Source organism: Solirubrobacter deserti (assembly GCF_027587175.1).
Lineage (GTDB): Bacteria > Actinomycetota > Thermoleophilia > Solirubrobacterales > Solirubrobacteraceae > Solirubrobacter > Solirubrobacter deserti.
The window spans coordinates 1-26,510 of sequence record NZ_JAPCID010000023.1 but is presented as its reverse complement, the minus strand read 5'-3'; the positions used below and the strand labels follow the sequence as shown (position 1 = coordinate 26,510).

The 26,510-nt window shown below is 72.1% G+C and carries 26 protein-coding genes; 14 read left to right on the top strand and 12 right to left on the bottom strand.

The window, feature by feature from the left end:
* Positions 1 to 22 precede the first annotated feature (22 nt).
* Genes OJ962_RS17230 through OJ962_RS17200 form a run of 7 tightly spaced genes read left to right on the top strand, consistent with a single transcriptional unit; the run spans position 23 to position 7,739 of the window.
* Positions 23 to 1,093, top strand: coding sequence for a sugar ABC transporter substrate-binding protein (locus OJ962_RS17230; protein WP_202956627.1), 1,071 nt, complete (start codon positions 23 to 25; stop codon positions 1,091 to 1,093).
* Complete coding sequence (locus OJ962_RS17225) at positions 1,094 to 2,569, top strand: sugar ABC transporter ATP-binding protein (protein ID WP_202956628.1); 1,476 nt, start codon at positions 1,094 to 1,096, stop codon at positions 2,567 to 2,569. It begins immediately after the preceding gene.
* Complete coding sequence (locus OJ962_RS17220) at positions 2,566 to 3,588, top strand: ABC transporter permease (RefSeq protein ID WP_202956629.1); 1,023 nt, start codon at positions 2,566 to 2,568, stop codon at positions 3,586 to 3,588. The genes OJ962_RS17225 and OJ962_RS17220 overlap by 4 nt, the downstream gene beginning before the upstream one ends.
* The gene (gene mtnK, locus OJ962_RS17215; protein WP_202956630.1) at positions 3,585 to 4,808 is read left to right on the top strand and encodes an S-methyl-5-thioribose kinase; all 1,224 of its coding nucleotides are present in this window, start codon (positions 3,585 to 3,587) and stop codon (positions 4,806 to 4,808) included. Before OJ962_RS17220 ends, mtnK begins: the two co-directional genes overlap by 4 nt.
* A gap of 5 nt (positions 4,809 to 4,813) precedes the next feature.
* A complete protein-coding gene (gene mtnA, locus OJ962_RS17210) occupies positions 4,814 to 5,761 on the top strand; it encodes an S-methyl-5-thioribose-1-phosphate isomerase (protein ID WP_202956631.1) in 948 nt (315 codons plus the stop codon).
* Entirely contained in the window at positions 5,758 to 6,741 is a 984-nt protein-coding gene (locus OJ962_RS17205; protein WP_202956632.1) for an alcohol dehydrogenase catalytic domain-containing protein, read from the top strand. Before mtnA ends, OJ962_RS17205 begins: the two co-directional genes overlap by 4 nt.
* On the top strand, positions 6,738 to 7,739 hold the full coding sequence (locus tag OJ962_RS17200) for a zinc-dependent alcohol dehydrogenase (protein ID WP_202956633.1): 1,002 nt from the start codon (positions 6,738 to 6,740) through the stop codon (positions 7,737 to 7,739). Before OJ962_RS17205 ends, OJ962_RS17200 begins: the two co-directional genes overlap by 4 nt.
* Here the strand turns inward: OJ962_RS17200 and OJ962_RS17195 are convergent.
* The 10 genes from OJ962_RS17195 to OJ962_RS17150 all read right to left on the bottom strand — a co-directional run bounded on the left by OJ962_RS17195 (position 7,736) and on the right by OJ962_RS17150 (position 16,781).
* Entirely contained in the window at positions 7,736 to 8,164 is a 429-nt protein-coding gene (locus OJ962_RS17195; RefSeq protein ID WP_202956634.1) for a hypothetical protein, read from the bottom strand. The two genes, OJ962_RS17200 and OJ962_RS17195, sit on opposite strands and share 4 nt — an antisense overlap.
* Before the next feature lie 339 nt (positions 8,165 to 8,503).
* Complete coding sequence (locus OJ962_RS17190) at positions 8,504 to 8,962, bottom strand: cupin domain-containing protein (RefSeq protein WP_202956636.1); 459 nt, start codon at positions 8,960 to 8,962, stop codon at positions 8,504 to 8,506.
* 10 nt (positions 8,963 to 8,972) lie between these two features.
* Positions 8,973 to 9,794, bottom strand: coding sequence for a MetQ/NlpA family ABC transporter substrate-binding protein (locus tag OJ962_RS17185; protein ID WP_202956637.1), 822 nt, complete (start codon positions 9,792 to 9,794; stop codon positions 8,973 to 8,975).
* Between the two features lie 11 nt (positions 9,795 to 9,805).
* The gene (locus OJ962_RS17180) at positions 9,806 to 10,468 is read right to left on the bottom strand and encodes a methionine ABC transporter permease (protein WP_202956638.1); all 663 of its coding nucleotides are present in this window, start codon (positions 10,466 to 10,468) and stop codon (positions 9,806 to 9,808) included.
* The gene (locus OJ962_RS17175; RefSeq protein ID WP_202956639.1) at positions 10,465 to 11,370 is read right to left on the bottom strand and encodes a methionine ABC transporter ATP-binding protein; all 906 of its coding nucleotides are present in this window, start codon (positions 11,368 to 11,370) and stop codon (positions 10,465 to 10,467) included. Before OJ962_RS17175 ends, OJ962_RS17180 begins: the two co-directional genes overlap by 4 nt.
* Before the next feature lie 94 nt (positions 11,371 to 11,464).
* Positions 11,465 to 12,415 (bottom strand): nucleoside hydrolase, encoded by a 951-nt coding sequence (locus tag OJ962_RS17170; RefSeq protein WP_202956640.1) that lies wholly within the window; start codon positions 12,413 to 12,415, stop codon positions 11,465 to 11,467.
* Entirely contained in the window at positions 12,412 to 13,281 is an 870-nt protein-coding gene (locus OJ962_RS17165) for an ABC transporter permease (RefSeq protein WP_202956641.1), read from the bottom strand. The genes OJ962_RS17170 and OJ962_RS17165 overlap by 4 nt, the downstream gene beginning before the upstream one ends.
* Positions 13,278 to 14,312 (bottom strand): ABC transporter permease, encoded by a 1,035-nt coding sequence (locus OJ962_RS17160; RefSeq protein WP_202956642.1) that lies wholly within the window; start codon positions 14,310 to 14,312, stop codon positions 13,278 to 13,280. Before OJ962_RS17160 ends, OJ962_RS17165 begins: the two co-directional genes overlap by 4 nt.
* Entirely contained in the window at positions 14,305 to 15,759 is a 1,455-nt protein-coding gene (locus OJ962_RS17155) for an ABC transporter ATP-binding protein (protein ID WP_202956643.1), read from the bottom strand. Before OJ962_RS17155 ends, OJ962_RS17160 begins: the two co-directional genes overlap by 8 nt.
* The gene (locus tag OJ962_RS17150; protein WP_202956644.1) at positions 15,756 to 16,781 is read right to left on the bottom strand and encodes a BMP family lipoprotein; all 1,026 of its coding nucleotides are present in this window, start codon (positions 16,779 to 16,781) and stop codon (positions 15,756 to 15,758) included. The genes OJ962_RS17155 and OJ962_RS17150 overlap by 4 nt, the downstream gene beginning before the upstream one ends.
* A gap of 128 nt (positions 16,782 to 16,909) precedes the next feature.
* On the opposite strand from OJ962_RS17150, the gene OJ962_RS17145 reads away from it, so the two are divergent.
* From OJ962_RS17145 to OJ962_RS17130, 4 genes are read left to right on the top strand one after another with little or no spacing between them, the layout of a single operon-like run.
* On the top strand, positions 16,910 to 17,938 hold the full coding sequence (locus OJ962_RS17145) for a sulfate ABC transporter substrate-binding protein (RefSeq protein ID WP_270006495.1): 1,029 nt from the start codon (positions 16,910 to 16,912) through the stop codon (positions 17,936 to 17,938).
* A 6-nt stretch (positions 17,939 to 17,944) separates the two neighbouring features.
* Positions 17,945 to 18,772: a sulfate ABC transporter permease subunit CysT gene (gene cysT, locus OJ962_RS17140; RefSeq protein WP_202956645.1), complete on the top strand. Its 828-nt coding sequence runs from the start codon at positions 17,945 to 17,947 to the stop codon at positions 18,770 to 18,772.
* A complete protein-coding gene (locus tag OJ962_RS17135; protein ID WP_202956646.1) occupies positions 18,769 to 19,548 on the top strand; it encodes a sulfate ABC transporter permease in 780 nt (259 codons plus the stop codon). Before cysT ends, OJ962_RS17135 begins: the two co-directional genes overlap by 4 nt.
* Complete coding sequence (locus tag OJ962_RS17130; RefSeq protein WP_202956647.1) at positions 19,545 to 20,531, top strand: sulfate/molybdate ABC transporter ATP-binding protein; 987 nt, start codon at positions 19,545 to 19,547, stop codon at positions 20,529 to 20,531. Before OJ962_RS17135 ends, OJ962_RS17130 begins: the two co-directional genes overlap by 4 nt.
* Here OJ962_RS17130 and OJ962_RS17125 read toward each other — a convergent pair.
* Together OJ962_RS17125 and OJ962_RS17120 are read right to left on the bottom strand one after the other, a co-directional pair.
* Entirely contained in the window at positions 20,463 to 21,131 is a 669-nt protein-coding gene (locus OJ962_RS17125) for a response regulator (protein WP_202956648.1), read from the bottom strand. The two genes, OJ962_RS17130 and OJ962_RS17125, sit on opposite strands and share 69 nt — an antisense overlap.
* Positions 21,128 to 23,659: a sensor histidine kinase gene (locus OJ962_RS17120; RefSeq protein ID WP_202956649.1), complete on the bottom strand. Its 2,532-nt coding sequence runs from the start codon at positions 23,657 to 23,659 to the stop codon at positions 21,128 to 21,130. Before OJ962_RS17120 ends, OJ962_RS17125 begins: the two co-directional genes overlap by 4 nt.
* Positions 23,660 to 23,814: 155 nt before the next feature.
* On the opposite strand from OJ962_RS17120, the gene OJ962_RS17115 reads away from it, so the two are divergent.
* The 3 genes from OJ962_RS17115 to OJ962_RS17105 all read left to right on the top strand — a co-directional run.
* Positions 23,815 to 24,372 carry an SRPBCC family protein gene (locus OJ962_RS17115; RefSeq protein ID WP_202956650.1) on the top strand — a complete coding sequence of 186 codons (558 nt, stop codon included), beginning with the start codon at positions 23,815 to 23,817 and terminating at the stop codon, positions 24,370 to 24,372.
* A 16-nt stretch (positions 24,373 to 24,388) separates the two neighbouring features.
* A complete protein-coding gene (locus tag OJ962_RS17110) occupies positions 24,389 to 25,159 on the top strand; it encodes an ABC transporter ATP-binding protein (RefSeq protein WP_202956651.1) in 771 nt (256 codons plus the stop codon).
* Positions 25,156 to 26,510 (top strand): ABC transporter permease (locus OJ962_RS17105; protein WP_270006494.1); only part of this gene is annotated, 1,355 nt, incomplete at its 3' end. The genes OJ962_RS17110 and OJ962_RS17105, both read left to right, overlap by 4 nt.

Genomic DNA, 26,510 nt, shown 5'->3' with positions numbered 1-26,510 from the left:
TTTCTCGGAGGTCCCAACCGCAATGCGTAAATCCCTCGTCGCGCTCGCCGCGGTGCTCATGCTCGCCGGCTGCGGCGACAACACGTCGTCGACGGCGTCCGACGAGGGCACGGCCACGCCGGCCGCCACCGAGCAGGCCGCCCAGCTGCCCGAGAAGTTCCAGGCGGGCGTGGAGGTCGCGCTCGTGCGCCAGCTCGCGTCGGGCGACTTCTTCCAGCAGTGGCTGCTGGGCGCCGAGGAGCAGGCGAAGGCGCTCAACATCGACCTGCGCATCTCCGACGCGCGCAACAACAACGACCAGCACGCGACCGACCTGCAGCGCGCGATCGACTCCAAGCCGGACGCGATCATCGTCGACCACGGCCTCGCGACCACCGTCAACCCGCTGATCGACGACGCCGTCAAAGCCGGCATCCCGGTCGTCGTGTTCGACGTCGAGAACGACAACCCCGAGGTCGTCGAGATCCAGCAGTCCGACGAGGAAGCGGGCACGCGCATCGGCGAGGAGCTCGTCAAGGGCATCGGCGGCGAGGGCGAGGTCGGCTACGTGTACGTGCCGGGCTTCGCGCCGCTGGACCGCCGCAACCGCGGCTGGGACGAGGTCAAGAAGGCGAACTCCGCCATCAAGGAGGTCGCCCAGTTCGGCGAGGTCTCCGATTCCACGGCCAACGACACGCAGGAGCAGGCGAACGCGGTCATCACCGCCAACCCGGAGCTCAAGGCCGTACTCGCGCCCTACGACGAGTTCGCCAAGGGCGTCGTGAACGCGCTCGAGGCCGCCAACAAGACCGACGTGAAGGTCTACGGCGCCGACATCTCCACACCGGACATCGGCGTGATGACCAAGGAGGGCAGCCCGTGGGTGGCGACGATCGCCACCGACCCGGCCAACGTCGGCCGCGTCGCGGTGCGCGCCGCCGCGCTCAAGCTCAACGGCGACCCGATCGACACCGACGTGCTCGTCCCGCCGTCGCTGATCACACAGGACTTCCTCAGGGAGAACTCGGTCAAGACGCTCGAGGATCTGCGCGCCAAGCTGCCCGAGCTCAACACGCAGGACACGGCCACGGCCGACTGGATTCCCAAGTCCTAGATGACCGTTGCGCTGCGTGAAGTCGCGAAGTCGTTCGGCTCCACGCAGGCGCTGCGCGGGGTGAGCCTGGAGCCGGCGGCGGGCGAGGTGCTCGCCGTCGTCGGCGCCAACGGGGCGGGCAAGTCGACGCTGAACAAGATCCTGTCGGGCGCGCTCGCGCCCGACACGGGCGAAGTGCTCGTCGACGGTGAGCCCACCCGCTTCCACTCGCCGCTCGACGCCCGCCGCGCGGGTGTGGAGACCGTGCACCAACACGCATCGGAGTGGACGATCCCCGGACTGAGCACCGCCGAGAACCTCACGCTGGACCGGCTCGCGAGCGGGGAGGACGGCGCGTGGGCCTCGCCGCGCCGACTGCTGCCGCGCGCCCGCGCGGTGGCCGAGGGCCTCGGCCTGCACCTGAGCGACGCCACGCTACTCGACGACGTCACACGGCTGGGCGTCTCCGAACGCCAGCTGATCGCGGTCGCGCGCTCGCTCGCCCAGCAACCGCGCCTGCTGATCCTCGACGAGCCGACGTCCGCGCTCTCCACCGCCGAGGCCGAGCGGCTGTTCGACGTCGTCCGCAAGCTCCGTGAGCAGGGCGTCGCGATCCTGTACGTCTCGCACCGGCTCGGCGAGGTCGACGCGCTGGCCGACCGGGTCGCGGTGATGCGCGACGGCCAGCTGGTGGCGACGTTCGCCAAGCCCTTCACGCGCGAGGACGTCGTGAACGCGATGCTCGGCGAGCTGGCCGAGGAGATCCAGCGGCCCTCCGGGCACGTCGCCGGCGAGGCGATCGTCCGGATCGAGGGTGCGCGGCTGTTCGCGCACAGCGAGCCGTTCGACCTGGACCTCAAAGAGGGCGAGGTGCTCGGCCTCACCGGGCTGATCGGCGCCGGCAAGTCCGAGCTGCTGGGCGCGCTGTTCGGCCTGAGCCCGCTGCCCGAGGGCACGATCACGCTCGACGGCCGGCCGATCCGCCCGCAGCACCCCGCCGAGGCGATCGGCCACGGGGTGCACCTCGTGCCCGAAGACCGCGCCGCGCAGGCGCTGATCCCGGGCTGGAGCGTACGCGGCAACGCGACGCTCGCGCTCGTCCGGCGCTTCTTCACGCAGGCCGGCAACGAGCGCCGCCGCGTGATCGACCTCATCCGCGACCTGCGCGTGCGTACGGCCGGCCCGGAGGCGCCGATCGAGTCGCTGTCGGGCGGCAACCAGCAGAAGGTCGTCGTCGGCCGCTGGCTGCTCAAGCCCGCGCGGGTGCTGGCCCTCGACGAGCCGTTCCGCGGTGTCGACCTCGGCGCCCGCCGCGACATCGCGGCCAAGGTGCGCGAGCTGTCGGCGGGCGCGGCGATCGTCGTCGCCAGCGCGGACGTCGACGAGGTGCTCGAGGTGGCCGATCGTATCGTGGTCCTCTCGCACGGCTCGGTCGTGCAGGACGTGCTCGCGGCCGACGCGAGCCGTGAGGCCCTGACGTTGGCGATGAACGCATGAGCACCCAAGAGCAGCCCGCGCGACCGATCGAGGTCGGCGCCGCCCCCGGCGTCGAGCGACTCATCTTGCGTTATGGGCTGCTGGCCTTGTTTGCCGGTGTGACGGTCTATTTCGCGGTGACAGAACCTTCGTTCCGCTCGTTCAACAACATCGTTTCCATCCTCCAGTCCATCTCGATCGTCGGGATCATCGGGCTGGGCGTGACGATCTCGATGGTGGTCGGCGGCTTCGACCTCTCGATCGGCGCCAACGCCGGCTTCACCGTGATGCTGTGCGCGATCTGCCTGGTGATGTTCGCGTGGCCGACGATCGCCGTCGTGCCCGTCGCGCTGCTCGGCGGCCTGCTGATCGGCGCGCTCAACGGCGCGCTGATCGTGCGGCTGCGAGTGCCCGACCTGCTGGCCACGCTCGGCATGCTGTTCGTGCTCCAGGGCGTGCAACTGCTGCCGTCCGAGGGCCAGTCGATCTCGACCGGCCTCGTCCTGGACGGCACCGAGTACACCGGCGTCTTCACCGACGCCTTCCTGTACCTGGGCCGCGGGCGCCTGTTCGGCGAGATCCCGTTCCCGATCATCATCTTCGCCGTCGTGGCGATCGTGCTCTGGGTCGTGATGGAGCGCACGCGCTGGGGCCGGCAGTTCTACGCCGTCGGCGGCAACCTCGAGGCCGCACGGCTGGCGGGCATCCGGGTCGACCGGGTGCGGATGATCGCCTACATCATCAGCGGCGTGCTGGCCTCGCTCGGCGGCATCATCCTCGCCGCGCGGATCGGCGAGGGCGACGTCGGCGCGGGCAGCCCGTTCCTGCTCGACGCGGTCGCCGCGGCCCTTGTCGGGTATGCCGTCCTCGCGGTCAACCGCCCGAACATCCTCGGCACCACGATCGGGGCAGTGTTCCTCGGGATCATGCTCAACGGGCTCACGATCAAGAACTTCCCGTACTACACGCAGGACTTCGTCAAGGGGGTCGTCCTCATGGTCGCGCTGCTGCTCACCTTCGGCGTCAGGAAGCTGCGGTGAGCGGGGGGGTCTCGGGGGGGCGGCAGCCCCACCGGTCGACTACGTACGAGCTGCTCGAGCCGGAGAAGGTCGCGGCGTACATCGACGCGCGCCCCGAGCTGGCGGACCGCGTCGACACGTCGAGCCTCGACGTCACCGAGGTCGGTGACGGCAACCTCAACCTCGTCTTCGTCTGCCAGGACGGCGGCGGCCGCGGGATCGTGCTCAAGCAGGCGCTGCCGTACGTGCGCCTGGTCGGTCCGTCGTGGCCGTTCACGCCCGAGCGCGCCGTCGCCGAGGCGCGCGCCTACGCGGTGCACGGGCGCTTCGCGGCCGAGTACCTGCCCGCCTTCTACGGCTTCGACGCCGAGCGCTACATCCTCGCGATGGAGGACCTGACCGACCACCGCGTGTGGCGCGGCGCGCTGACCGACGGTGAGCGTCACGACAGCGCGGCGGGCGACGTCGGCCGCTACGTCGCGCGGGTCGCGTTCCACACGTCGCTGTTCGGGGTCGAGGCCAAGGAGCTCAAGTGGCTCACGGCCGCTGCGATCAACCCGGACCTGTGCGAGATCACCGAGGATCTCGTGCTCACCGAGCCGTTCAGCGGCGCCGACCGCAACTGGTTCCAGGACGAGCTCGCGGACGCGGCCGCCTCGTTGCAGACGCCCGAGCTCAAGGCCGCCGCGGGCGAGCTCAAGTACGCGTTCATGACCCGCGCCGAGGCGCTGCTGCACGGCGACCTCCACACCGGCTCCGTGATGGTCAAGGACGGGTCCACGCGCGCCTTCGACTCCGAGTTCGCGTTCTACGGGCCGATCGCGTTCGACCTCGCGCTGCCGTGGTCGAATTTCATCGTCACGATGGCGCGCGACGCGGTGCTCGGCCGCGAGGAGCACGGCGCCTGGGCGGCGACGCTGTTCGAGCAGCTGTGGGACGCGTTCGAGGCGGAGTTCCGCGCGCTGTGGCCGGGGGTCGTCGACCCGCGCGTGTTCAACGAGCCGTTCCTGGAGCGCTGGCTGGCGCAGACGCAGCGCGACGCGGCGGCGTTCGCGGCCACCGAGGCCGCGCGCCGGATCGTCGGGCTCGCGCACGTGCCGGACCTCGAGACGTTGGATGTCGAGCCGCGCGCGGTCGCCGGGCGCGCCGTGATCGAGACGGTCAAGCGGCTCCTGCTGGATCGGCCGGAGACGGCCGGGGAAGTGAGCGCCATCGCGCGCGAGGAGGTGGCACGAGGATGATGGCTGTGCGGACCGCGGTGGGCTGGACCGGGGACGCGATCGAGATCATCGACCAGACGTTGTTGCCCGCGCAGGAGCGGGTGATCCGGCTCCAGACGGCAGACGAGGTGGTGGAGGCGATCCAGCGGCTGGCCGTGCGCGGGGCGCCGGCGATCGGCGTGACGGGCGCGCTCGGCGTGCTCCTGGCGGGGGACGACGACGCGGCGATCGAGCGGATCGCGTCCGCGCGGCCGACGGCGGTCAACCTGCGCTGGGCGGTGCAGCGCGTGCTCGCGGCGCCGGACCGCGAGGCCGAGGCGCTCGCGATCCTGCACGAGGACATCGCCGCCTGCGAAGCCATCGGCGAGTTCGGGCGTGCGGAGTTGTCGGACGCCTCGCGGATCCTCACGGTCTGCAACACGGGCCGGCTCGCGACCGCGGGCTGGGGAACGGCGCTTGGCGTCGTCTACGCCAAGCAGCAGGCGGGCGAGCCCGTGGAGGTGTTCGCGTGCGAGACGCGCCCGCTGCTGCAGGGCGCGCGGCTGACCGCGTGGGAGCTCGACGACGCCGGCATCCCCGTGACCGTGCTCCCGGACGGCGCCGCGCCGGCGCTGCTGGCGAGCGGGCAGATCGACGCCGTGATCGTCGGCGCCGACCGGATCGCGGCCAACGGCGACACCGCGAACAAGATCGGGACGTACGCGCTCGCGATCGCGGCGCGCCACCACGAGGTGCCGTTCTACGTTGCCGCGCCGCGCTCCACCCTGGATCCCGCGACGCCGCACGGCGCCGTGATCGAGATCGAGGAGCGCGACGGGTCCGAGGTCCGCTCGATCGCCGGGTTGCAAGAGAGCACGCGCGTGTGGAATCCCGCCTTCGACGTGACGCCGTCCTCATTGATCACCGGCCTGATCACCGACGCGGGCGTGCTCCGCGCGCCGTTCGGCCCGGCGATCGCGGGGGTCGTGGCGTGAGGGCGGCCGTCTACTACGGGCAGGGCGAGGTGCGGCTCGAGGAGCGCGAGGTGCCGCGGCCCGGACCGGGCGAGGTGCTCGTCGCGATGCGCGCGTGCGGCATCTGCGGCTCAGACCTCATGCAGTGGTACCAGGACCCGCGCGCGCCGCTCGTGCTCGGCCACGAGCCCGTCGGCGTGGTGGTCGACGCGCGGGGCGAGGAGCTGCCGCAGCCGGGCACGCGCGTGTTCGTGCACCACCACGTGCCGTGCGGCGAGTGCGAGTTCTGCCGCCGCGGGCACGAGACGCTGTGCGACACGTTCAAGGCGACGCGGATCGAGCCCGGCGGGTTCAGCGAGCTGATCCTCGTGCCGGCGCTGAACGCGTCCCTCGATCTGCTGCCGCTGCCGGACCATGTCTCAGACGAGGCGGCGACGCTGATCGAGCCGCTCGCCTGCTGCGTGCGCGGGCTGGACCGAGCGCGGGTCGACTCGGACACCCGGCTGCTCGTGGTCGGCGGCGGGCAGATGGGTCTGCTGATCGCCCAGGCGGCGCTCGCGCGTGGCGCGGAGGTGACGGTGGCCGAGCCGCGCGAGGACCGGCGCGCGCTGGCCACCGAGTTGGGCGCGCACGGCGTGGAGCCGGTGCACGGGGCGGTCGGCTCGCCCACGGTCGTCATGCTGGCGACGGGCGCCGCGGCCGCGTGGGAGCTGGCGGTGGCGAGCGCTGACCGCGGCGGGATCATCCAGCTGTTCGCGCCCAGCGGCCCTGGGGAGCGGCGTGACTTCGGCGTCGACGACCTCTTCTTCCGCGAGCTGGAGATCCAGGCGTCCTACTCGGCCGGGCCGCGCGACACGCGGGCCGCGCTGCAGCTGATCGCCGACGGCAAGATCTCCGCCGACAAGCTGATCACGCACCGGTTCCCGCTGGAGGAGACCGAGGCGGCGCTGGCCGCGGCGCGCAGCCGCGAGGGCATCAAGGTCGTCGTGACCGCCGCATGAGGGCCGCGCTGGTCCATGCGCCGGGCGACCTGCGCGTCGAGGAGGTCGCCGATCCCGTCGCGGGTCCGGGCGAGGCGGTGCTGCAAGTCGGCGCGGCGGCGTCCTGCCACACCGACGTCAAGTCGCTGCTGCGCGGGCATCCGTCGCTGGGCCCGTTCCCGGCGCGGCTCGGCCACGAGTTCGCGGGCACGATCGAGGCCGTCGGCGAAGGCGTCGACACGGTGCAGGTCGGCGACGTCGTCTTCTGCGGCAACTCCGCCCCGTGCGGCGAGTGCCGCCAGTGCCGGCGCGGACGCGAGTCGCTGTGCGAGGACCTGCTGTACGTGCTCGGCGGGTTCGCGGAGAAGGTGCTGCTGCCGGCGCGGCTGGTCGCGAAGAACCTGCACCCGATCCCGGACGGCGTGCCGCTCGCGCTGGCGCCGATCGCCGAGCCGCTGGCCTGCGCGGTCCACGCGCTGGACGTCGTCGAGGTGCCCGAGCGGGTCACGATCCTCGGCGGCGGCTCGCTCGGCCTGATGCTGTGCGCGCTGGCGGCGAGCGCGGGCGCCAGGCCGACGGTGCTCGACCCGCACCCGGAACGGCTGGAGCTGGCCACGCGCTTCGGCGCCGCCAAGACCGTGATCGCCACGCGCGGGCCGCAGGACATCGAGCAGGGCGGCGACGCCGACCTCGTGCTGGAGGCCGTCGGGCGCCCCGAGGCGTGGGAGCTCGCCGTTGCGATGGCCGCGCCCGGCGGCACGGTGAACCTGTTCGGCGGCTGCGCGCGCGGCACGACGTTCACCGTCCCCACCGCGCGCGTGCACTACGAGGAGGTCACGCTGCTGGGCACTTACCACCACGCGCCCCGCTACCTCGCGCGGGCGCTGGAAGTGCTGGCCGCGGGCGAGTACCCGTGGGCCGACCTGGTGGGCCCGGAGATCACCCTCGACCAGCTGCCCGACGCGCTCGCCGGCCGCCTGCACGACCCGCAGCCCGCCAAGTACAGCGTGCGCTTCTAGCAGGGGGCCGGGGCGCCGCCCTCGGTGGTCTGGCCGTAGCCGAACGTCTGACGCAGCTGGGCGGGCGTGGCGAACGCCCAGTCGCGCCGCTCGAGCGCGCGCTTCTCGCGCGCCGTGAGCGCGACGACGAACGCGACCTGGCCGAGCGCCCCGTCGGCGCGGTGGACCTCGAAGCGCCGGCCGTCGATCAGCCGGTTGATGCCGTCGAGCACGCAGAGGTCGAGGAAGTCGCCCTGCGGAGCGGCGCGGACCGAGTGCGCGGTGCCGTCGAGCTCGAAGCTGATCGTCGCCCGTTCGCCGCGCCAGCGCTCGCGCACGTTGCGCGGCTCGAACGCGCCGCGCGAGATCCGCGCCCATTCCGCGAACGCGCTCACGTAGACGTCGTTGCCCTCGAGGACGTCGCGCTCGATGTCGGAGAACCACACTCGTTCACGGTCGTACGCGAGCAGCTCGAGCTCGTCGTAGCGCGTCGCGACCTTGGCCGGCTCCTCCCACTCGCGCTCGTAGGCGGTCTCGATCCGCCGTGCGGCGCCCGCGGCGGGCTCGTCAGCGAAGAAGCCAGCCGCTGGTAGTCGCGCACGAACGCCTCGACCGACCGCTGATCGACCGGCGCCTCGGTGGCCGCGTCCCCCGGCAGCGGCGGTGTCTCCTGCGCGTAGCTGCGCTCGACTTCGCGGAGGACCTCCTCGTCGCCCGGCTCGCCGCCACCGCACGCGGCGAGGACGAGCGCGAGAAGGAGGACGAGCCGCCGCACGGGCGGCAGCCTAGTGTGCGAAGGGCGCCGTGCGCGGGTCGGCGAGGAGCGCTTCCCACTCCTCGTCGGAGACGGGCTGCGGCTTGTCGCGCGTGCCCTCGACGGTGCAGATGAAGCCGAACGGCTCGTCGCCCGCGTTGATCCAGCGGTGCGGCGTCCACGGCGGGACCTCGACCAGGTCGAGGTGGTCGAGGTCCACCACCTGGTCGCCGATCAGCGCCTGGCCCCGCCCGCGGGCGGTGAAGACGACGTGGACGTGCTCGTGCTTCTCCAGGCTCGAGAACCCACCGGGCGCGATCTCGAAGTAGCGCACTTCGAACGTCACGCCCGCCTCCTCGGACCGCACCAGCGTGTGACGCGAGAGGCCCTGCCAGGCCATGCCCCGGGCGCTGCCGGGCTCGTCCTTGTAGGCGCGGGCGGTGACGCCGGCCCATTGGAAGGCGGTGGGGTCGAACGCGGCACGTCTCACGGTCATCAGGCTAGAAGGCGGGGAGCACCGCGCCCTTGTACTGCTGGTCGATGAACTGCTTGACCTCGGGCGAGGTGAGCAACTGCGCGAGCTTCTTCACGCGCGGATCGTTGCGCTCCTCCGGCAGCGTGACGAGGAGGTTGGCGTTCGGGTTGTTCTGCGCCTGCTCGAGCGCGAGGGCGTCCTCGCTCGGGGTGAGGTCGGCTTCGAGCGCGTAGTTGCCGTTGATCACGGCGAGGTCGGCGTCGTCGAGCGAACGCGGCGTCTGGGCGGCCTCGACCTCGGCGAACTCGAGCTTCTTCGGGTTGTCCTGGATGTCGCGGATCGTCGCCGTCTCGGTGGCTTCCGGCTTGAGCGTGATCAGGTTGTTCGCGGCGAGCAGGCGCAGCGCGCGGGCCTCGTTGGTGGCGTCGTTCGGGATCGCGACCTGCGCGCCGTTCGGCACCGACGCGACGTCCTCGATCTCGCGCGAGTACAGGCCGAGCGGCTCGATATGCACGCCGACGATCGATGTCGCCTTGAAGTTGCGTGCCTTCTCCTGGTCGGCCAGGTAGGCGGGCGTCTGGAAGTAGTTGGCGTCCAGCTGGCCGTCGACGAGCGCGGTGTTCGGGAGCACGTAGTCCGTGAACTCCTTCACCTCGAGCTCGAGGCCGTTCTTCTCGGCGAGGTTGTCCTTGATGAAGTTGAGGATCTCGGCGTGGGGGACGGGGGAGGCGCCGACGACGAGCGGCTTGTCGGCCGCGGCGGCGCTGCCGGTCTCCTCCTCGCCGCCGCAGGCGGCCGCACCCAGGGCGAGGGTGGCGGCGGCCAGGGCAAGAGCGATGCGTCGCATGGGGGGACCTTTCAGGAGTGAGAGAGGCGCCGGGACACGCGGTCGCCGGCGAACTGCAGAAGCTGCACCAGCAGCACGAGCACGACGACGGTCGCGATCGTGACCTCCGTCTCGTAGCGCTGGTAGCCGTAGCGGATGGCCACGTCGCCGAGGCCTCCGCCACCGACGGCGCCGGCCATGGCGGAGTAGCCGATGACGCCGATCGTGGTGATGGTCACGCCCGAGACGAGTGAGGGGAGCGCCTCCGGCACCAGGACCTTGGACACGACCTCGCGGCGCCGCGCGCCCGAGGCCAGCGCGGCCTCGACGAGGCCGTTCGGCACCTCACGCAGCGCCGTCTCGACGATCCTCGCGAAGAACGGGATCGTCGCCAGTGCGAGCGGCACGATCGCCGCCGTGGTGCCGATGGTGGTGCCGACGAGCGCCCGCGTGAGCGGGATCACGGCGACCAGCAGGATGATGAAGGGGACCGAGCGCCCGACGTTGACGATCGCGCCGAGGACCCGATTGGCGACGCGCGACTCCAGTTGCCCGCCGCGATCGGTGAGCAGCAGCAGCACGCCCAACAGCAGCCCGAACGGGATCGTGACGAGCATCGCCACGCCGACCATCACGAGCGTCTCGCGCGTGGCCGTCCACAGCAGCGGGGCCCATTCGCTCCAGCCGTCGTTCATACCGCGACCTCCTTCGGGGTCACGACCAGCGCGCGGGTGACGCGCCGCTCGCCGATCCGCTCGGTGGAGCGGGCCTCGATCCGGGCGCCGTCGGCGATCGCCGCCGCGAGCCGCTCCTCGGCGTCCTCGAACAGGACGACCTCCTCGGCGTGCTCGTGCCCGCCGACCTCGACCCGGCCGAGCGACGGCAGCAGGCCGGAGGCGAGCCGGGAGCCGGGCCGCGCGACGACCTCGCCGAGCGGACCTTCCTCCACGACCCGCCCTGCGTCGAGCAGCGCGACCCGGTCGCACGCCGCGCGCACGACGTCCATCTCGTGCGTGATCAGCAGGACCGTCAAGCCGAGCTCGGCGTTGATGCGCCGCAGCAGGTCCAGCACGGAGGTCGTGGTCTCGGCGTCCAGCGCGGACGTGGCCTCGTCCGACAGCAGCAGCGACGGCTCGGACGCGAGCGCGCGGGCGATCCCGACGCGCTGCTTCTGGCCGCCGGACAGCTGCGACGGGTACGAGCCGCCGCGGTCGCCGAGGCCGACGAGCTCGAGCAGCTCGTGCGCGCGGCGGCCTCGCTCGGCGCGCCCCACGCCCGCGATCTCCAGCGGCAACGCGACGTTCTCGGCGGCTGTCCGCGAGGTGAGCAGGTTGAACTGCTGGAAGATCATCCCGATCCGCCGGCGCGTCGCCCGCAGCTCGGCGCCACCCATGCGCGTGATGTCCGCGCCGTCGAGCGTGATCGTGCCGGCGGTCGGCTCCTCGAGCCGGTTCACGCAGCGGATGAGCGTGCTCTTGCCCGTGCCGCTGCGCCCGATGACGCCGACGATCTCGCCCGCCGGTACGGAAAGATCGACGCCGTCCAGGGCGACGACACCGTTCGGGAAGACCTTGCGCAAGCCGCTGATCTCAAGCATCGGCGGCTCACAATAGAAACTCCTAATCCCGGATCGGATTTAGAGTTATTAGGACCGGGTGTCGTATTCCGTTATACGACCCGTCGAACGCGACTCAGGCCTGTGTGAGCCGTGTCACCAGCTCGTCGCCGAAGCGCTGCCAGTCGGCACTGTCGACGACCCGCGTCGGCGGTGCCTCGGTGACGGGCAGCGACACCGGGCCGCCGTCTTCGCGCTCCATCAGCCAGGCGCGCGCCATGAAGCCGTCGCTGACGACGTTGACCGGACCCTGGCGCCAGGCCGTCGCGTAGGTCGGGTCGACGAGGATGCCCGCCGCAAGCGGGTCGTGCATCGAGCACACCCGGCGGCCCCATTTGTGCTGGTAGAAGCCCAGGTAGAACGGGAGGATCGCCGAGGCCAGCCGGGCCGCCGGCGTGTCGGAGGCGGCGAGCGCGGCGGCGGCCTCCTCGTCGAGGATCGCGGGCGACGTCACGTTGACGCCAACCATGACGAGCTCATTCCGGGGTGCGGCGAACACGAGTGCGGCCGCGGCGGCGTCGTGGTCGATGTTGGCGTCGACCTCGCGCAGCGTGCCGGCCGGCGGGTAGGCGCCGGAGCCGCCCATGATCACGACCGAGCGCAGACGCGCCAATACCTCAGGGTCCTTCCGCAGCGCCACGCCGAGGTTCGTCAACGGACCCACCGCGAGCAGGTCGAGCTCGCCCGGGTGTTCGAGCGAGAGCCGGATCAGCTGGTCGGCGGCGTGCTCACCCGTGACCGCGCCCTTCGGGTCGGGGAAGCCGGCGTCGCCCATCCCGTCCGCGCCGTGCACGAACGAAGCGACGCTCAGCTCCTGCTCGAGCGGCTTCACGGCGCCGAGAGCCACCGGCACGTCCAGCCCGAGCGTCTCGAACACGATCAGTGCGTTGCGCGCCGCGTCGTGGGCCGTGCAGTTGCCGTGCACCGCACCGAGCGCGACGATCTCGGCGTCCTCGCGGGCGGCGAGGTAGAGGATGGCGATGGCGTCGTCGATGCCGACGTCCATGTCCAGGATCACTCGTCTCATGTGGTCACCGGGCGGTTACGGAGCCGGCGCGCGAGCAGCACGAGCACGGCGATGGTCAGGACGTAGGGCAGCATCGACACGAACTGCGGCGGGATGCCGATGCCCTGCAGGCGCACGGCCATCGCGTACGCCAGGCCGAACAGCAGTGCCGCCGCGGCCGCGCCGACGGGGTGCGAGCGGGCGAGCATGATCGCCACCAGGGCGATGAAGCCGCGGCCCGCGGTCATGCCCTGCACCCACTGAGTGACGAGCGAGAGCGCGAGCTGGGCGCCCGCGAGCCCGCACAGCACGCCGCACAGCCCGCAGGCCAGGAACTTGATCCGGTCGGGGTGCACCGCGGCCTCGGAGGCGGCCTCGGCGTCCTCGCCGACCGCGCGCAGCCGCACGCCGAACGGGTGCTTGAACAGCAGCCACCACAGCGCCGGGACGAGCAGCGCGCCGAGGTACACGAGCGGCGAGAAGCCGAACAGCCGCGGGAGGCCTTCGAGCGCGGGGTCGTCGTAGGAGCCCTGCACGCCGAACACCGGGAGCGTCAGATAGGCGGTGAGGCCGATCGCGAACAGGTTCACGGCCAGGCCGACGATGATCGGATCGCCCTTGAGGCGGATCACCCACAGCCCGAACAGCAGCGACAGGGCGGTCGCGCCGGCAACGCCCAGCAGCAGGCCCAGCCAGGCGCTGCCCGTCCAGTACAGGCCGGCGAAGCCGAGGAAGGCGCCGACGAGCATCTGGCCCTCGAGGCCGATGTTGAAGATCCCGGCGCGGTCGGTGAGCAGCCCGCCGAGCGCGGCGAGCAGGATCGGGCTCGTCAGCCGCAGCGCGGAGAGGATCAGCGCGAAGTCGAAGATCGAGAAGAAGTCGCTCATCGCCGCAGCACCCTCCGGCCGAGCCACAGCCGCACAGCGACCATCGCGATGATCACGGCCTGGATGACGTTGACCAGCTGCAGCGGCACGTTCGTCGCCAGCTGCAGGCCGCTGCCGCCAGTCTGCAGGGCAGCGAGGAAGAACCCGGACACGAACGTGAACAGCGGATGGAAGCCGGCCAGCATCGACGCCGCGAGGCCGCTCCACGCGGTCTGCGGCGAGACGATCGAGTCGTCGAGGTAGCGGTAGGTCTGCCCCATCACCAGCAGCGCGCCCGCGAGCCCGCACAGCGCTCCCGACAGCGCCATCGTGGTCACGATCGTGCGCTTCATGGGCACGCCGCCGGTCTCGGCGAAGTCGCGGTTGAGGCCGGTCATGCGCATGGCGTAACCGAGCGAGGTCCGCTGCAGCAGCCACAGCACGCCCAGCGGTGCCAGGACCGCGGCGAACAGCCCGGCGTGCAGCGGCGTGTTGGGGACGATGATCGGCAGCTGCAGCGCGCTCGGGATCTCGGCCGTCTGCGCCAGCGTCGAGCCGCCGCTCTCGTCGCGCAGCGGGTACGCCGCGAGGTAGGTCGCCAGCAGCGCGCCGACGTAGTTGAGCAGCAGCGTCGTGACCACGAGCGGCACGCGTAGGAACACCTCCCACAACGCGGGCAGGACCGCCCACGCCGCGCCCGCCAGACAGCCGGACACCACCGCGAGCACGAACGTGATCGCCCCCGGCAGCGAAGCGAGCGCATGGCCGACCACGGCGGTCGTCAGCGCGCCGAGGATCATCTGCCCTTCGCCGCCGAGGTTGAACAACCCGACCCGGAACGCGAGCCCCATCCCGAGTCCGACGACGATGATCGGGATCGCGGTCGTCATCGACTGCGCGAGCGCGTTGGTGGAGCCGACCGAGCTCGTCCACAGCGCCTCGTAGGCCGTCGCGGGCGAATCGTCGGCGATCAGCACGAACAGCGCGCCGACCGCGAGCGCGATCGCCACCGCCAGCAGCGCCTCGCCGACGGCGAAGCCGCGGTCACGCATGCGCACCGGCCATCAGCAGGCCGAGCTCGGCCTCGTCGCGCGACTCGCCGACCAGCGCGCCCTCGTAGAGCACGACGATGCGGTCGGCGAGCGCGAGCAGCTCGTCGAGGTCGGCGCTGATCAGCAGCACGCCCGCGCCGCGGTCGCGCGCGGCGCGCAGCTGCGCGTGCACGAACTCCGCCGCGCCGATGTCCACGCCGCGCGTCGGCTGGCACGCGAGCACGACCGCGGGCTCGCCCGCCAGCTCGCGCGCGATCACGAGCTTCTGGGCGTTGCCGCCGGACAGCGTCGCGGCGCGGTCCCCGACGTCGCCGGCGCGCACGTCGAACGCCTCCACCAGCTCGCGGGCACGCGCGTTCATGGCGCGCCGGTCCAGGCGGAAGCGCCGCCGGTGCGTGCCCATCAGCAGGTTCTCGGCGATCGTCGCCTCGCGGGCCAGGCCGCGCGCGTAGCGGTCCTCGGGAATGTGGGCGAGGCCCGCCTCCCGCCGCTGCGCGACGGTCGCGTCGCTCAGCGCGCGGCCGGCGATCGTCAGCGTCCCGCCCTCGCGCGGCCGCAGCCCCGCGATCGCCTCGGCGAGCTCGGTCTGCCCGTTGCCGGCCACGCCCGCGACGCCGACGATCTCGCCCGCGCTCACCTCCAGGTCGAGCGGCTTGAGCCCGCGCGCCGTCAGGGCCTCCAGGCGCAGCACGGGCTCGCCCGCCGGCGTGTCCGGCGCCTGATAGGCCGACTCGATCGCCCGCCCGACCATCAGGCCCGCCAGCTCGCGCTCGTCGGTCTCGGAAGCGCGGCGCACGCCGGTCACGCTTCCGCGCCGCAGCACGGTCACGGTGTCGGAGACCGTCAGCACCTCGCGCAGCTTGTGGCTGATGAACAGCACGGTCCGACCCTGCCCGGCGAGCTCGCGCATCACGCCGAACAGCCCTTCGGCCTCCTGCGGGGTGAGCACGGCCGTCGGCTCGTCGAGGATCAGCACGTCCGCGGCGCGGTGCAGCGCGCGCAGCAGCTCCACGCGCTGCTGGTCGCCGACCGACAGCTCGCCGACGCGGGCGCGCGGGTCCACGCGCAGCCCGTGCGCGCGCCCGAGCTCGTCCACCAGTGCCTCGGCGGCGGCATGGTCGTAGCCGCCGCGCCGGCGCGGCTCGCGCCCCATCACGACGTTCTCGGCGACGGTCAGCCGCCGGAACAGCCGGAAGTGCTGGTGGACCATGCCGATGCCGTGCGCGTACGCGTCCTCCACCGACGCGATCCGCACCGGCTCGCCGTCCAGGGACACCGTGCCCGCGTCGGCGGCGACGATCCCGCCCAGCACGCCCATGAGGGTCGTCTTGCCCGCGCCGTTCTCGCCCACGACGGCGTGGACGGTCCCGCGCTCGACGGTCAGGTCGACCCCGTCGAGCGCGGTGAGCGCGCCGAAGCGCTTGACGATGCCCTCGAGGGCGATCACTGCTTGACGGTGATCTCGCCCGAGACGATCCGGTCCTTGAGCGCCTTCAGCTCGTCCTGCACGTCCTGCGGCAGGCGCGAGGGGATCTCGAGCTCGGGCAGCGTCAGGAAGTCGGGGCCGACCGCGTTGTCCTTGACGCCGAGCGCCACGTCGCCGCCCTTGAAGGTGTCCTTGCCGACGTCGCAGACGGCCTGCTGGACGGCCTGGTCGGAGCGCTTGACCATCGACAGGATGATGTGGTCCGGGTCCTTCGGGCGCTCGTCGACGTCCACGCCGCTGGTGTAGAAGTCGCGTTCGGCCGCGGCCTCGAAGACGCCCGAGTTGCCCGCGGCGGCGACGGCGGCGATGTACTTGGCGCCCTTCTGGGCCTGGCTGAGCGCGAGCTCCTTGCTGGTCGCCGGGTCGGTGTAGCTGTTGCCCCAGCCCTGCAGGACCTCGAGCTCGGGCGCCGTGTCCTTGACGCCCTGCTCCATGCCCGCGTACCAGCGGCGTACGAGCGCGTTGTCGATCGCGCCGACGAACCCGACCGACTTGGAGGCCGGGAAGTCGCCCGCGCCGTCCTTCGCGAGAAGGGCATAAGCGGCGCCGATCAGGTACATGCCCTCGTTCTCCTTGAACAGGATCCCGCGCAGGTTGGGCGTGTTCTCGATCGTGGCGTCCACGAGTGCCCACTTCTGGTCGGCGTTCTGCTTGGCCAGCTGCTCGATCGTCTGCACGGAGTCGAACGAGTTGGCGATGATCAGATCGGGCTTGGCCTGCGCGGCGGCGCGCAGGTTCGTCGCGAGCTGGTTCGGGTCGTTGGACTGCACGACCTTGACCTCCACCCCGCACTGCTCACCGCCGGCCTTGGCGCCGTCGGCGATCAGGTTCAAGAACTGATTCGTGCCCAGTGGGTTCGTCGAGACGTAGATCGCCGTCTTCTTCTCGCCACCGCCGCCACCGGCGGTGCCACCCGATTCCTCTTCGCCGCCACAGGCCGCGATCGTCAACGCCGCGACGACCACCAACGCGAGCTTTCGCACTTCAGACCCTCCGAGTTCGAACTCCGGCTCGTGAGAGTAGCCGTGTAAAAAGCCGATCGGGTTTGTGTGGTTCTGTATTCTCTCGAATCCCTGTCGACTTCGGTCCATTTCGAAGGAGCTCGTTTTCAGTGAAGATCACAGCCCTTGTCGCCGCCCTGCTCGCGCTGGTCGTGGCGGCCTGTGGCGGCGCCAGCGATGAGGTCGGCGGCGGTTCCGAAAGCAACGCCGCGGCCGCGAGCGGCGGCGGCTCGTCGAAGCTCTCGCTCGTCGCCTACGCTGTCCCGAAGGTCGGCTTCGACAAGGTGATCCCCGCCTTCAACGCGACGCCCGAGGGCAAGGGCGTGACGTTCAGCCAGTCCTATGGCGCGTCCGGCGATCAGTCGCGCAAGGTCGAGTCGGGGCTGGAGACGGACGTGGTCAACTTCTCCGTCGAGCCGGACATCACGCGGCTCGTCGAGTCCGGCCAGGTCGAGGAGACCTGGAACCAGAACGAGTACAAGGGCGTCCCGTTCGGCTCGGTCGTCACGATCGTGACCCGCAAGGGCAACCCCGAGAACATCAAGACCTGGGACGACCTGCTCAAGCCGGGCATCGAGGTCGTCACGCCGAACCCGTTCTCGTCCGGCTCTGCGAAGTGGAATCTGCTGGCGCCCTACGCCGAGAAGTCAGGCGGCGGCCAGAACCCGGAAGCGGGCCTCGCCTACCTGGAGAAGCTGATCGGCGAGCACGTCAAGGTGCAGCCCAAGTCCGGGCGCGAGGCGACCGAGACGTTCCTGCAGGGCACGGGCGACGTGCTGCTCTCCTACGAGAACGAGGCGCTGTTCGCCGAGCGCAACGGCGAGGACGTCGAGCACACCAACCCGCCCGTCACGTTCCGGATCGACAACCCCGTCGCCGTCCTCAAGGACTCCAAGAACAAGGAGAAGGCGCAGGCGTTCGTGGACTTCCTCTACACCAAGGAAGGCCAGACGGCGTGGGCCGAGGCCGGCTTCCGCCCGGTCGACCCGGACGTCGCGCAGCAGTTCGCGTCCGACTTCCCGCCGCCCGAGAAGCTGTGGACGATCGACGACCTGGGCGGCTGGGGCAAGGTCAACGACGAGCTGTTCGAGCCGGAGACCGGTTCCGTGGCCAAGATCTACGACGAGGCGACGGGCTAGGTCGCGATGGCGTCGCTCGCGGTCCCCAAACCGCCTGCCCGGACCCGGCGCAACCTCGGCGGCGGCGTCGGCCCGATCGGGCTCGGCGTCGCGTCGCTGTGGCTGAGCCTGATCGTCCTGCTGCCGCTGGCGGCCGTCTTCACCAAGTCGCTGGAGGCCGGGCCGGCGGAGTTCTGGGACGCGATCACGGCGCCGTCGGCGCGTTACGCATTGCTGCTCACCACCGCGATCTCGGCGCTGGTGGCGCTGATCAACGTCGTCACGGGCACGTTGATCGCGTGGGTCCTGGTCCGTGACGAGTTCCGCGGCAAGTCGCTGGTCAACGCGATCATCGACCTGCCGTTCGCGCTGCCGACGATCGTCGCCTCGATCGTGCTGCTGTCGCTGTACGGGCCGCGCAGCCCGGTCGGCATCCATCTGTACGCCACCAAGCCCGCCGTGATCGTCGCGCTGGCGTTCGTGACGCTGCCGTTCGTCGTGCGCTCCGTGCAGCCCGTGCTGATGGAGGTCGACCGCGAGGCCGAGCAGGCCGCCGCGTCCCTGGGCGCGAGCGGGTGGACGACGTTCCGCTCGATCATCCTGCCCGCGCTGTACCCGGCGCTGCTGGGCGGCGCCGGGCTGGCGTTCGCGCGAGCCATCGGCGAGTTCGGCTCGGTCGTGCTGATCGGCGGCGGCATCCCGCGCGACACCGAGGTCGCCTCGCAGTACATCGCCAAGCAGATCGAGACGGACCGGCCGGCGAGCGCCGCGGCGGTGTCGGTGACGCTGCTGGCGATCTCGTTCGTGGTGCTGTTCGCGATCCGCTGGTTCACGAAGCGCAAGGGCGTCGCATGAGCACCCGCATCGCGCTCCGCACCGCCGCCCTCGGCTACCTCGGCGTGCTCGTGCTCGTCCCGCTGGCGATGATCCTCTACCGCACGTTCGAGGACGGCCTCGTCGCGTTCTTTCAGTCCGTCACGACCCCGGCGGCGATCTCGGCCATCAGCCTGTCGCTGACGATCGTCGCCATCGTCGTGCCGCTCAACGTCGTGTTCGGGCTCGTGACGGCGCTCGCGCTCGCCCGCGGCAACTTCCCCGGCAAGGGCATCCTGCAGGCGGTCGTGGACCTCCCGTTCGCGGTCTCACCCGTGATCGTCGGCGTCGCCCTGATCCTGTTCTGGGGCAACGACGGCTGGCTCGGCGGCGCGCTGCCGGTGATCTTCTCGCTGCCCGGCATGGTGCTCGCGACCGTGTTCGTGACGCTGCCGTTCGTGGTGCGGGAGGTCGAGCCCGTGCTGCGGGAGATCGGCACCGAGCAGGAGGAGGCCGCCTCGACGCTCGGCGCCTCGCGCTGGCAGACGTTCTGGCGCATCACGCTGCCCGCGATCAAAGTCGGCGTCTTCTACGGCGTCGTCCTCACCGTCGCCCGCTCGCTCGGCGAGTTCGGGGCGCTGACCGTCGTCGCCGGCGGCGTGGCCGGCGAGTCGCAGACGCTCACGCTGCTCGTCCACGCCCGCTACATCGACGACCACAACACCTTCGGCGCCTACGCCGCGTCCACCGTCCTGATGGGGCTCGCGCTCGTGACCCTCGTCCTCATGGCCCTGCTCGAAAGGAGGCGGGAGGCATGATCACCGTCTCGAACGTGTCCAAGCACTTCGGCGACTTCACCGCCCTCGACGACGTGTCGCTGGAGGTCCCAGACGGCTCGCTGACCGCGCTGCTCGGCCCGTCCGGGTCGGGCAAGTCGACGCTGCTGCGGATCATCGGCGGGCTCGAGTGGGCCGACGCCGGCTCGGTCGTCATCCACGGCGACGACGTCACCAACGTGCCGCCCCAGAAGCGCGGGATCGGCTTCGTCTTCCAGCACTACGCCGCGTTCAAGCACATGACCGTGCGCGACAACGTCGGCTTCGGGCTCAAGATCCGCAAGACGCCGAAGGACAAGATCGACGCGCGGGTCGACGAGCTGCTCAACATCGTCGGGCTGGGCGGGTTCGCCAAGCGCTACCCGTCGCAGCTGTCCGGTGGCCAGCGCCAGCGGATGGCGCTCGCTCGCGCGCTGGCGGTCGAGCCGAAGGTGCTGCTGCTGGACGAGCCGTTCGGCGCGCTGGACGCGAAGGTGCGCACGGAACTGCGCGAGTGGCTGCGCCGCCTGCACGACGAGGTCCACGTGACGACGCTGCTCGTCACCCACGACCAGGAGGAGGCGCTGTCGATCGCGGACAACATCGCGGTCATGGACAACGCCCACATCGAGCAGGTCGGCGGCCCGCGTGAGCTCTACGACCGGCCGGCGAACCCGTTCGTGATGGGCTTCCTCGGCCCGGTGGCGAAGGTCGACGGCACGCTCGTCCGGCCGCACGACATCGCGCTCCGCACGCAGCCTGACGCCGGCACGCGCGAAGCCCAGGTGATGCGTGTCTCGCACCTGGGGTTCGAGGTGCGCGTGGACCTCGAGCTGTCCGACGGCAAGCCGGTGTTCGCCCAGCTGACGCGCTACGAGGCCGCTCAGCTCGAGCTGGCCGGGGGCGACATCGTGTGGCTAGCCCTTACCGGGGACAGCGATGCCCGACTCGTAAGCGAGGACGACCGCCTGGACGCGGTCGCGTAGGCCGAGCTTCATCAGCAGCCGGGCGACGTGGGTCTTCACGGTCGTCTCGGACACGATCAGCTCGGCGGCGATCTCGGCGTTGGACAGGCCGCGCGCGACGCAGCGGAAGACTTCCAGCTCGCGCGCGGTCAGCTCGTTTAGGCCCTTGGGCGGCGTCGGGCGGACGGGGGCGGCGGCTGCGAACTCGGAGATCAGCCGGCGCGTGATGCTCGGCGCCAGCAGCGCCTCGCCCTGCGCGACGACGCGGATGCCCGCTGCGAGCTGCTCGGGCGGGACGTCCTTGAGCAGGAAGCCGGACGCGCCGGCGCGCAGCGCCTCGTAGACGTACTCGTTGAGGTCGAAGGTGGTGAGCATCAGGACCCGGACGGGGTGCTCGCCCGCGGCGGCCAGAAGGCGGCGCGTGGCCTCGATGCCGTCCAGCTCGGGCATGCGGATGTCCATCAGCACGACATCGGGCTTCAGGCGCTTGGCCTGCTCGACCGCGTCGAGCCCGTCCGTGGCCTCGCCGACGACCTCGAGGTCGTCCTCGGCGTCGAGGATCATGCGGAAGCCCGCGCGGACGAGCGCCTGGTCGTCGGCGATCAGCAGCCGGACGCTCATGCCGGAACCGTCCCAGAGCGCGAGTGCGAGCCTCTTGGGCGAGTACTCGCAGCGACGGGAGCCGCCAGGCCAGCGTCGCCTGCGAGCGGCAGGCGCGCGCTCACGCACCAGCCGTCTTCGGCCGGGCCGGCCTGCAGCTCGCCGCCGTAGATGCGCACGCGTTCGGCCATGCCCGTCAGGCCGTGCCCGCCACTCTTGGTCGCGGCGGCGCCGGCCGCGTTGCGGATCTCCAGCGCGAGGTCGTGCGGCGCCCACGAGACCGTGACGGTCGTGACGGCGCCGGGTGCGTGCTTCATGGCGTTCGTGAGTCCTTCCTGGACGATCCGGTACGCGGCAAGGTCCAATCCTGCCGACAGAGGGCGACGTTCCCCGCGCACGTCGAGCGCGGCGGGCAGGCCGGCGGCGCGGGCGCGGGCGACGAGCTCGCCGATCTCCGCGAGGGTCGGCTGCGGGGCGAGCGCGGCGCGGTCGGCGCCGTCGGAGAGCATGCCGAGCAGGTGGCGCATCTCGCCCAGCGCCTCGCGGCCGGTGCGCTCGATCCGGGTCGCGGCCTCAACGGCGCGCCCCGCGTCACGTTCCAGGATGCGCCGCGCGCCGCCGGCCTGGACGACCATGACGCTGATCGAGTGCGCGACCACGTCGTGCATCTCGCGCGCGATCCGGCGCCGCTCGTCGACGGCCGCGAGCCGCCGCTCGTCCTCGCCCGCCTCGGCCAGCCGCACGGTGGCCTCGTGCAGCTCGGCCGCGAGCCGCATGCGCGAACGGATCATCCGCCCGGCGCCCCACGCGACCGCGCCGATCAGCCCCGCGAAGAAGAAGTCGGCGGCGACCCGCGGACCCATCGCCGCCTGCACCGCCTCCAACCCCGCGACGGTCAGCGCGAGCCCGGCGTAGCTCGCGAGCCCGTCCCGGTGCGCGCCGGTCGCGTACGCGCTCACCAGCACGATCGCGAACGGCACGAACAGGTTCAGGATCGGCGTCAGCGCGAAGTCCATCAGCAACCCGGCGCCGAGCGCGATGCCGAGCGCCGGCAGCGGTGACCGCCGCCGCCACAGCAACGCGCTCGCGTACCCGAGCGCGACCGCGACGTTGGCCGCGACCGGCCCGGTCCGGTCGGGCGAGACGAGCACCTCGACCACCGCCGCGACCGCGAACAGCGCGGCCACGAGCCGATCCACGCTGGTCGGCCGCCGCAGCCGCGCCACCCATCGCCGCGCATAAAGCAACCTAAAGGGGTCTGACCCCTTTAGGTTCGGGCGGGCCGTGGGAGCGGGGCCGGAGACGGACGAAACCGGCTCGTTCGCGGGCATTTTGCCCGGGCGGCGAAGATAAAGGGGTCTGACCCCTTTAAGGAGGCGGTCGACCGGGCAATCGGGGCCGGCTTCTTCGCGTGGGTTGACGCTGCGGCCGTCGACGGCAAGCGTCGCGCGGACGGTGTGGCCGCCCGTGCGGCGAGCGCCGGCGGAGAAGCGGCCGCCGTGGAGCAGGACGCGCTCGCGCACGCCCGTCAGGGGGCGCGCGCCGACCGAGGCGCCGTCGTCGCGGATCTCGAGCTCGAGCAGGTCGCCGCGGTGGACGACGCGGACGTCGGCGCGGCCGGCGCCGCCCTGCTCGCGCGCCGCGGACAGGGCCTCCTGGATCACGCGGTAGGCGGTGACGTCCAGCCCGGCGGAGATCTCGCGCGCGTCGCCCTCCACGCGCAGCGCGACGGGCAGGCCGGCCGCGGTCGTCCGGCGCGCCAGCGAGCGCAGGTGCCGCAGCGACGGCTGCGGCGCCAGGGACACGCCGGCGTCCTCGTTGCGCAGCACGCCGAGCAGGCGGCGCAGCTCGTCCAGGGCTTCGCGGCCCGTGGTCTCGATCGCGGCGAACGCCTCACGGGCGGAATCCGGCCGCGTCAGCGTGAGCCGGCGGGCGCCCGTCGCCTGCACGGTCATCGCCGACAGCGCGTGCGCGACGACGTCGTGCAGCTCGCCCGCGATCCGCGCGCGCTCGTCGACCACGGCGCGCCCGGCGGCGTCCTCGCGGTGGCGCTCGAGCTGGCGCGCCTTCTCACGCAGCGCGCGGTTGAGCGCCGCCCGCGAGCGCAGCAGCCGGCCGATGAGCACCGGGGCGGCGACCGAGATCACGGCGGTGAAGAACCCGCTCGAGATCGCCGCGTCGTTGTCGTACGGGGTGGTCGCGATCAGGCACAGCGCGGCGGTGAGCGGGATGCCGACCGCCAGCTCCCACCGGGTCGCGCGCAGCCCCAGCCAGTACGCGCCCACGAACGGGGACGCGTAGGCGATCAGCAGCTCGTGGTAGTAGGTCTCCGAGAGCAGCGGCAGCAGCGCCGCGCCGGCGAAGATCGTCAGCGCGCCGGTGAGCGGGAACCAGCGCCCGGCGACGAGCGCGACCGCCATCGCCACCAGGATCAGCGACGCGAGCGCGCGGTACGGCGTGCCCGCCGGCACCAGCAGCGCGAGCTCGAGCTGGAACTCGGCGACGAGTGCGAGCCCGATCAGCGCGGGAAGGCGGTGGCGGGCGGTCACCGGCCGGATTCTGACGTGCGGATACCCGTATGTCCTCGTAAGCGCGGACGATCCCGGCGTACTCCTTATGGATGACCTGACGTCATCCGGACGCGCACCCACAATCGTCTCCCGGGCCGACGACGCGCGCCGTGCGACCCGGAAGAGTTCGGTCCATGAAGACGTGGACCGCCACCGCGACCGCCCAGGCTCAGCCCGCGGCCGTGCTCGACGTCCTGACCGACCCGGACGCCGCCGCTCGCTGGGCGCCCGTGCCGTTCGACGTCGAGGACGACCGCCGGCTCACCGCCGGTCGCACCGTGCGCGTGTCCGGCCGGCTGGCGGGGCGGCGCGTCGGCTTCGACGTGCTGGTCCACAGCGCCGACGTCCACGGCTTCGCGCTCACCGCGCGCGGCCCCGTCGGCTTCGACGTCGACTACCGGATCGTCGGGACAACCCTTTCCGAGGGATTCCCTGACGGCACGCTCGCTCCCCACGCCGTCGGCTCTGAAGTGCACGCCTCCGTGTCCGTGCGGCCCACCCGTGGCCTCGCCGGTCGCCTCCTCGCCGAGGCGACCACCGCCCTGCTCAACGCGGGCGCCCTCGATCAGACCCTTCAACGCCTCGTGGACGAGGCCCGGGAGTCCGCCCTCTGGGCGGATCTCCCAGCGACGCGAGGCCGCAGGCCGAGTCGTCGCCCGCGGCTCACGCGCGAGGCGGCCGCGACCGTCTAACGCAAGGAAGCCCCAGATGACCGCTCTCGCCTCCGTCCCCTTCGACCTCCCCGAGACCGACCACGTCGCGGTGTCCGCGACCGCCCTCACCCGCACGTACGGTGAAGGCGGCTCCGCCGTGCATGCGCTGCGCGGCGTCTCGCTCGAAGTGCCCAAGGGCCAATTCACCGCCGTGATGGGCCCGTCCGGCTCCGGCAAGTCCACGCTCATGCACCTGCTGGCCGGCCTCGACACGCCGGACGCGGGCAGCGTCCACATCGCGGGCGAGGACATCACGCGCATGTCCGACCGCGACCTCACCCGCCTGCGCCGCAAGCACATCGGCTTCGTCTTCCAGTCGTTCAACCTGCTCCCGACGCTCTCCGCCGAGGAGAACATCACGCTGCCGCTCGCGATCGCGGGCCGCAAGCCGGAGGCGGGCGCCGTCGAGCGCCTGCTCGACCGCATGGGTCTCACCGAGCGCCGCGACCACAAGCCGGCGCAGCTGTCCGGCGGCCAGCAGCAGCGCGTCGCCGTCGCGCGCGCGCTGATCTGCTCCCCGACCGTCCTGTTCGCCGACGAGCCGACGGGCAACCTGGACTCCGCGTCCGGCGCCGACGTGCTCGCGCTGCTGCGCGCCGCGGTGGACGAGGACGGCCAGACGACCGTCATGGTCACGCACGACGCGCGCGCCGCGGCGTCCGCCGACCGCGTCCTGCTGATGGCCGACGGCCGCGTCGTCGCGGACCTCGCCGGCCCGAGCCAGGACGCGATCCTCGCCGCCATGCGCGACGCCGCGCGCGCATGATCAAGGTCACCTGGAAGGGCCTGGCGGCGCGGCCGGTCCGCACCGCCCTGACGACGCTCGCCATCGTCGTCGGCGTCGCGTTCGTGTGCGCGGCCTACACCCTCACGGACACGATGTCCGGCGCGGCGGAGAACCTCACGCACGCCGCCTACGACGGCACGGACGCCGTGGTGGTCACGAAGACCGCGTTCAAGGGCTCCTCGACCTCCGAGATCCGCGCGCAGGCGCCCACCATCCCCGCGGCCACCCTCGACAAGGTGCGCCAGGCGCCCGGCGTGACCGCCGCCGTCGGCGACATCACCGACACCGCCCAGGTGATGGGCAAAGACGGCAAGCCGGTCGGCACCGGCCCGTACTTCGGCGTCGGCTTCGACGCCAAGACCCCGGGCGCCGAGCAGCTCACGCCGTTCCGCCTGCACGACGGCCGCTGGGCACAGGGCCCGGGCGAGGTCGTGATCGACCGCGCCACCGCCGAGGCGCAGGACTACGCGGTGGGTGACCGGATCGAGGTCTCCGCCCGCGGCGAGGCGCAGACGTTCACGCTCACCGGCATCGCCAACTTCGCGACCGTCAAGTCGCTGGGCAAGGCGAGCGCCGCCGTCTTCGACCTGGAGGCAGCACGGACGCTGTTCGCCAAGGACGGCTACGACCGCATCCTCGTCGCCGGCCGCCGCGCCGACATCGCCGGCGCGGCCGGTCCGAACACGGAAGTCCGGACCGCGGCCGAGGATGACCGCTTCTACTTCGACTCGCTCACGACGCTGGTGGACATCGTGCGCGCGATCCTGCTGGCGTTCGCGGCGGTCGCCGTGCTCGTCGGCTCGTTCACGATCTTCAACTCGCTCTCCATCACCGTCGCCCAGCGCACGAAGGAGTTCGGGCTGCTGCGGATGGTCGGCGCGTCCCGCCGCCAGGTCCGCACCGCTGTGCTGCTGGAGGCGCTGACGGTCGGCCTGCTCGCGTCCGCGGTCGGCATCGGTGTCGGCATCGTGCTGGCGGAAGCGCTGAACGCGCTCTTCGCCGCCGTCGGCGCCGAGCTCCCCACGGCCGGGATGGTCGTCGCCACGCGCACGATCGTCGTCTCGATCCTCGTCGGCACGCTCGCCACGACGCTGGCCGCCATGCTGCCGGCGCGGCGCGCGACGAAGATCGCGCCGGTCGCCGCGCTGCGCGAGAACGCCCACACGCCGAAGCCCGGGCTGCCGGCTCGCGGCGTGCGCGCCCTCGCCGGGCTCGTCGGCCGCCCGTCGGCCGCGCTCGGCGGCGCCGCCGGCACGCCCGCCCCCCCCACCGCGGTGCGCCGCCGGGCGTCACGCGGCGGCCTCGCCGGCCGGCCTGGGGGGCGTGCGGG

Bases quoted from the DNA above. Each gene is read 5' to 3' on its own strand.
- OJ962_RS17230 (WP_202956627.1), top strand. From the start codon at position 23: ATGCGTAAATCCCTCGTCGCGCTCGCCGCGGTGCTCATGCTCGCCGGC.
- OJ962_RS17225 (WP_202956628.1), top strand. From the start codon at position 1,094: ATGACCGTTGCGCTGCGTGAAGTCGCGAAGTCGTTCGGCTCCACGCAG.
- OJ962_RS17220 (WP_202956629.1), top strand. From the start codon at position 2,566: ATGAGCACCCAAGAGCAGCCCGCGCGACCGATCGAGGTCGGCGCCGCC.
- OJ962_RS17200 (WP_202956633.1), top strand. From the start codon at position 6,738: ATGAGGGCCGCGCTGGTCCATGCGCCGGGCGACCTGCGCGTCGAGGAG.
- OJ962_RS17185 (WP_202956637.1), bottom strand. From the start codon at position 9,794: ATGCGACGCATCGCTCTTGCCCTGGCCGCCGCCACCCTCGCCCTGGGT.
- OJ962_RS17180 (WP_202956638.1), bottom strand. From the start codon at position 10,468: ATGAACGACGGCTGGAGCGAATGGGCCCCGCTGCTGTGGACGGCCACG.
- OJ962_RS17175 (WP_202956639.1), bottom strand. From the start codon at position 11,370: ATGCTTGAGATCAGCGGCTTGCGCAAGGTCTTCCCGAACGGTGTCGTC.
- OJ962_RS17170 (WP_202956640.1), bottom strand. From the start codon at position 12,415: ATGAGACGAGTGATCCTGGACATGGACGTCGGCATCGACGACGCCATC.
- OJ962_RS17165 (WP_202956641.1), bottom strand. From the start codon at position 13,281: ATGAGCGACTTCTTCTCGATCTTCGACTTCGCGCTGATCCTCTCCGCG.
- OJ962_RS17160 (WP_202956642.1), bottom strand. From the start codon at position 14,312: ATGCGTGACCGCGGCTTCGCCGTCGGCGAGGCGCTGCTGGCGGTGGCG.
- cysT (WP_202956645.1), top strand. From the start codon at position 17,945: ATGGCGTCGCTCGCGGTCCCCAAACCGCCTGCCCGGACCCGGCGCAAC.
- OJ962_RS17135 (WP_202956646.1), top strand. From the start codon at position 18,769: ATGAGCACCCGCATCGCGCTCCGCACCGCCGCCCTCGGCTACCTCGGC.
- OJ962_RS17130 (WP_202956647.1), top strand. From the start codon at position 19,545: ATGATCACCGTCTCGAACGTGTCCAAGCACTTCGGCGACTTCACCGCC.
- OJ962_RS17125 (WP_202956648.1), bottom strand. From the start codon at position 21,131: ATGAGCGTCCGGCTGCTGATCGCCGACGACCAGGCGCTCGTCCGCGCG.
- OJ962_RS17115 (WP_202956650.1), top strand. From the start codon at position 23,815: ATGAAGACGTGGACCGCCACCGCGACCGCCCAGGCTCAGCCCGCGGCC.
- OJ962_RS17110 (WP_202956651.1), top strand. From the start codon at position 24,389: ATGACCGCTCTCGCCTCCGTCCCCTTCGACCTCCCCGAGACCGACCAC.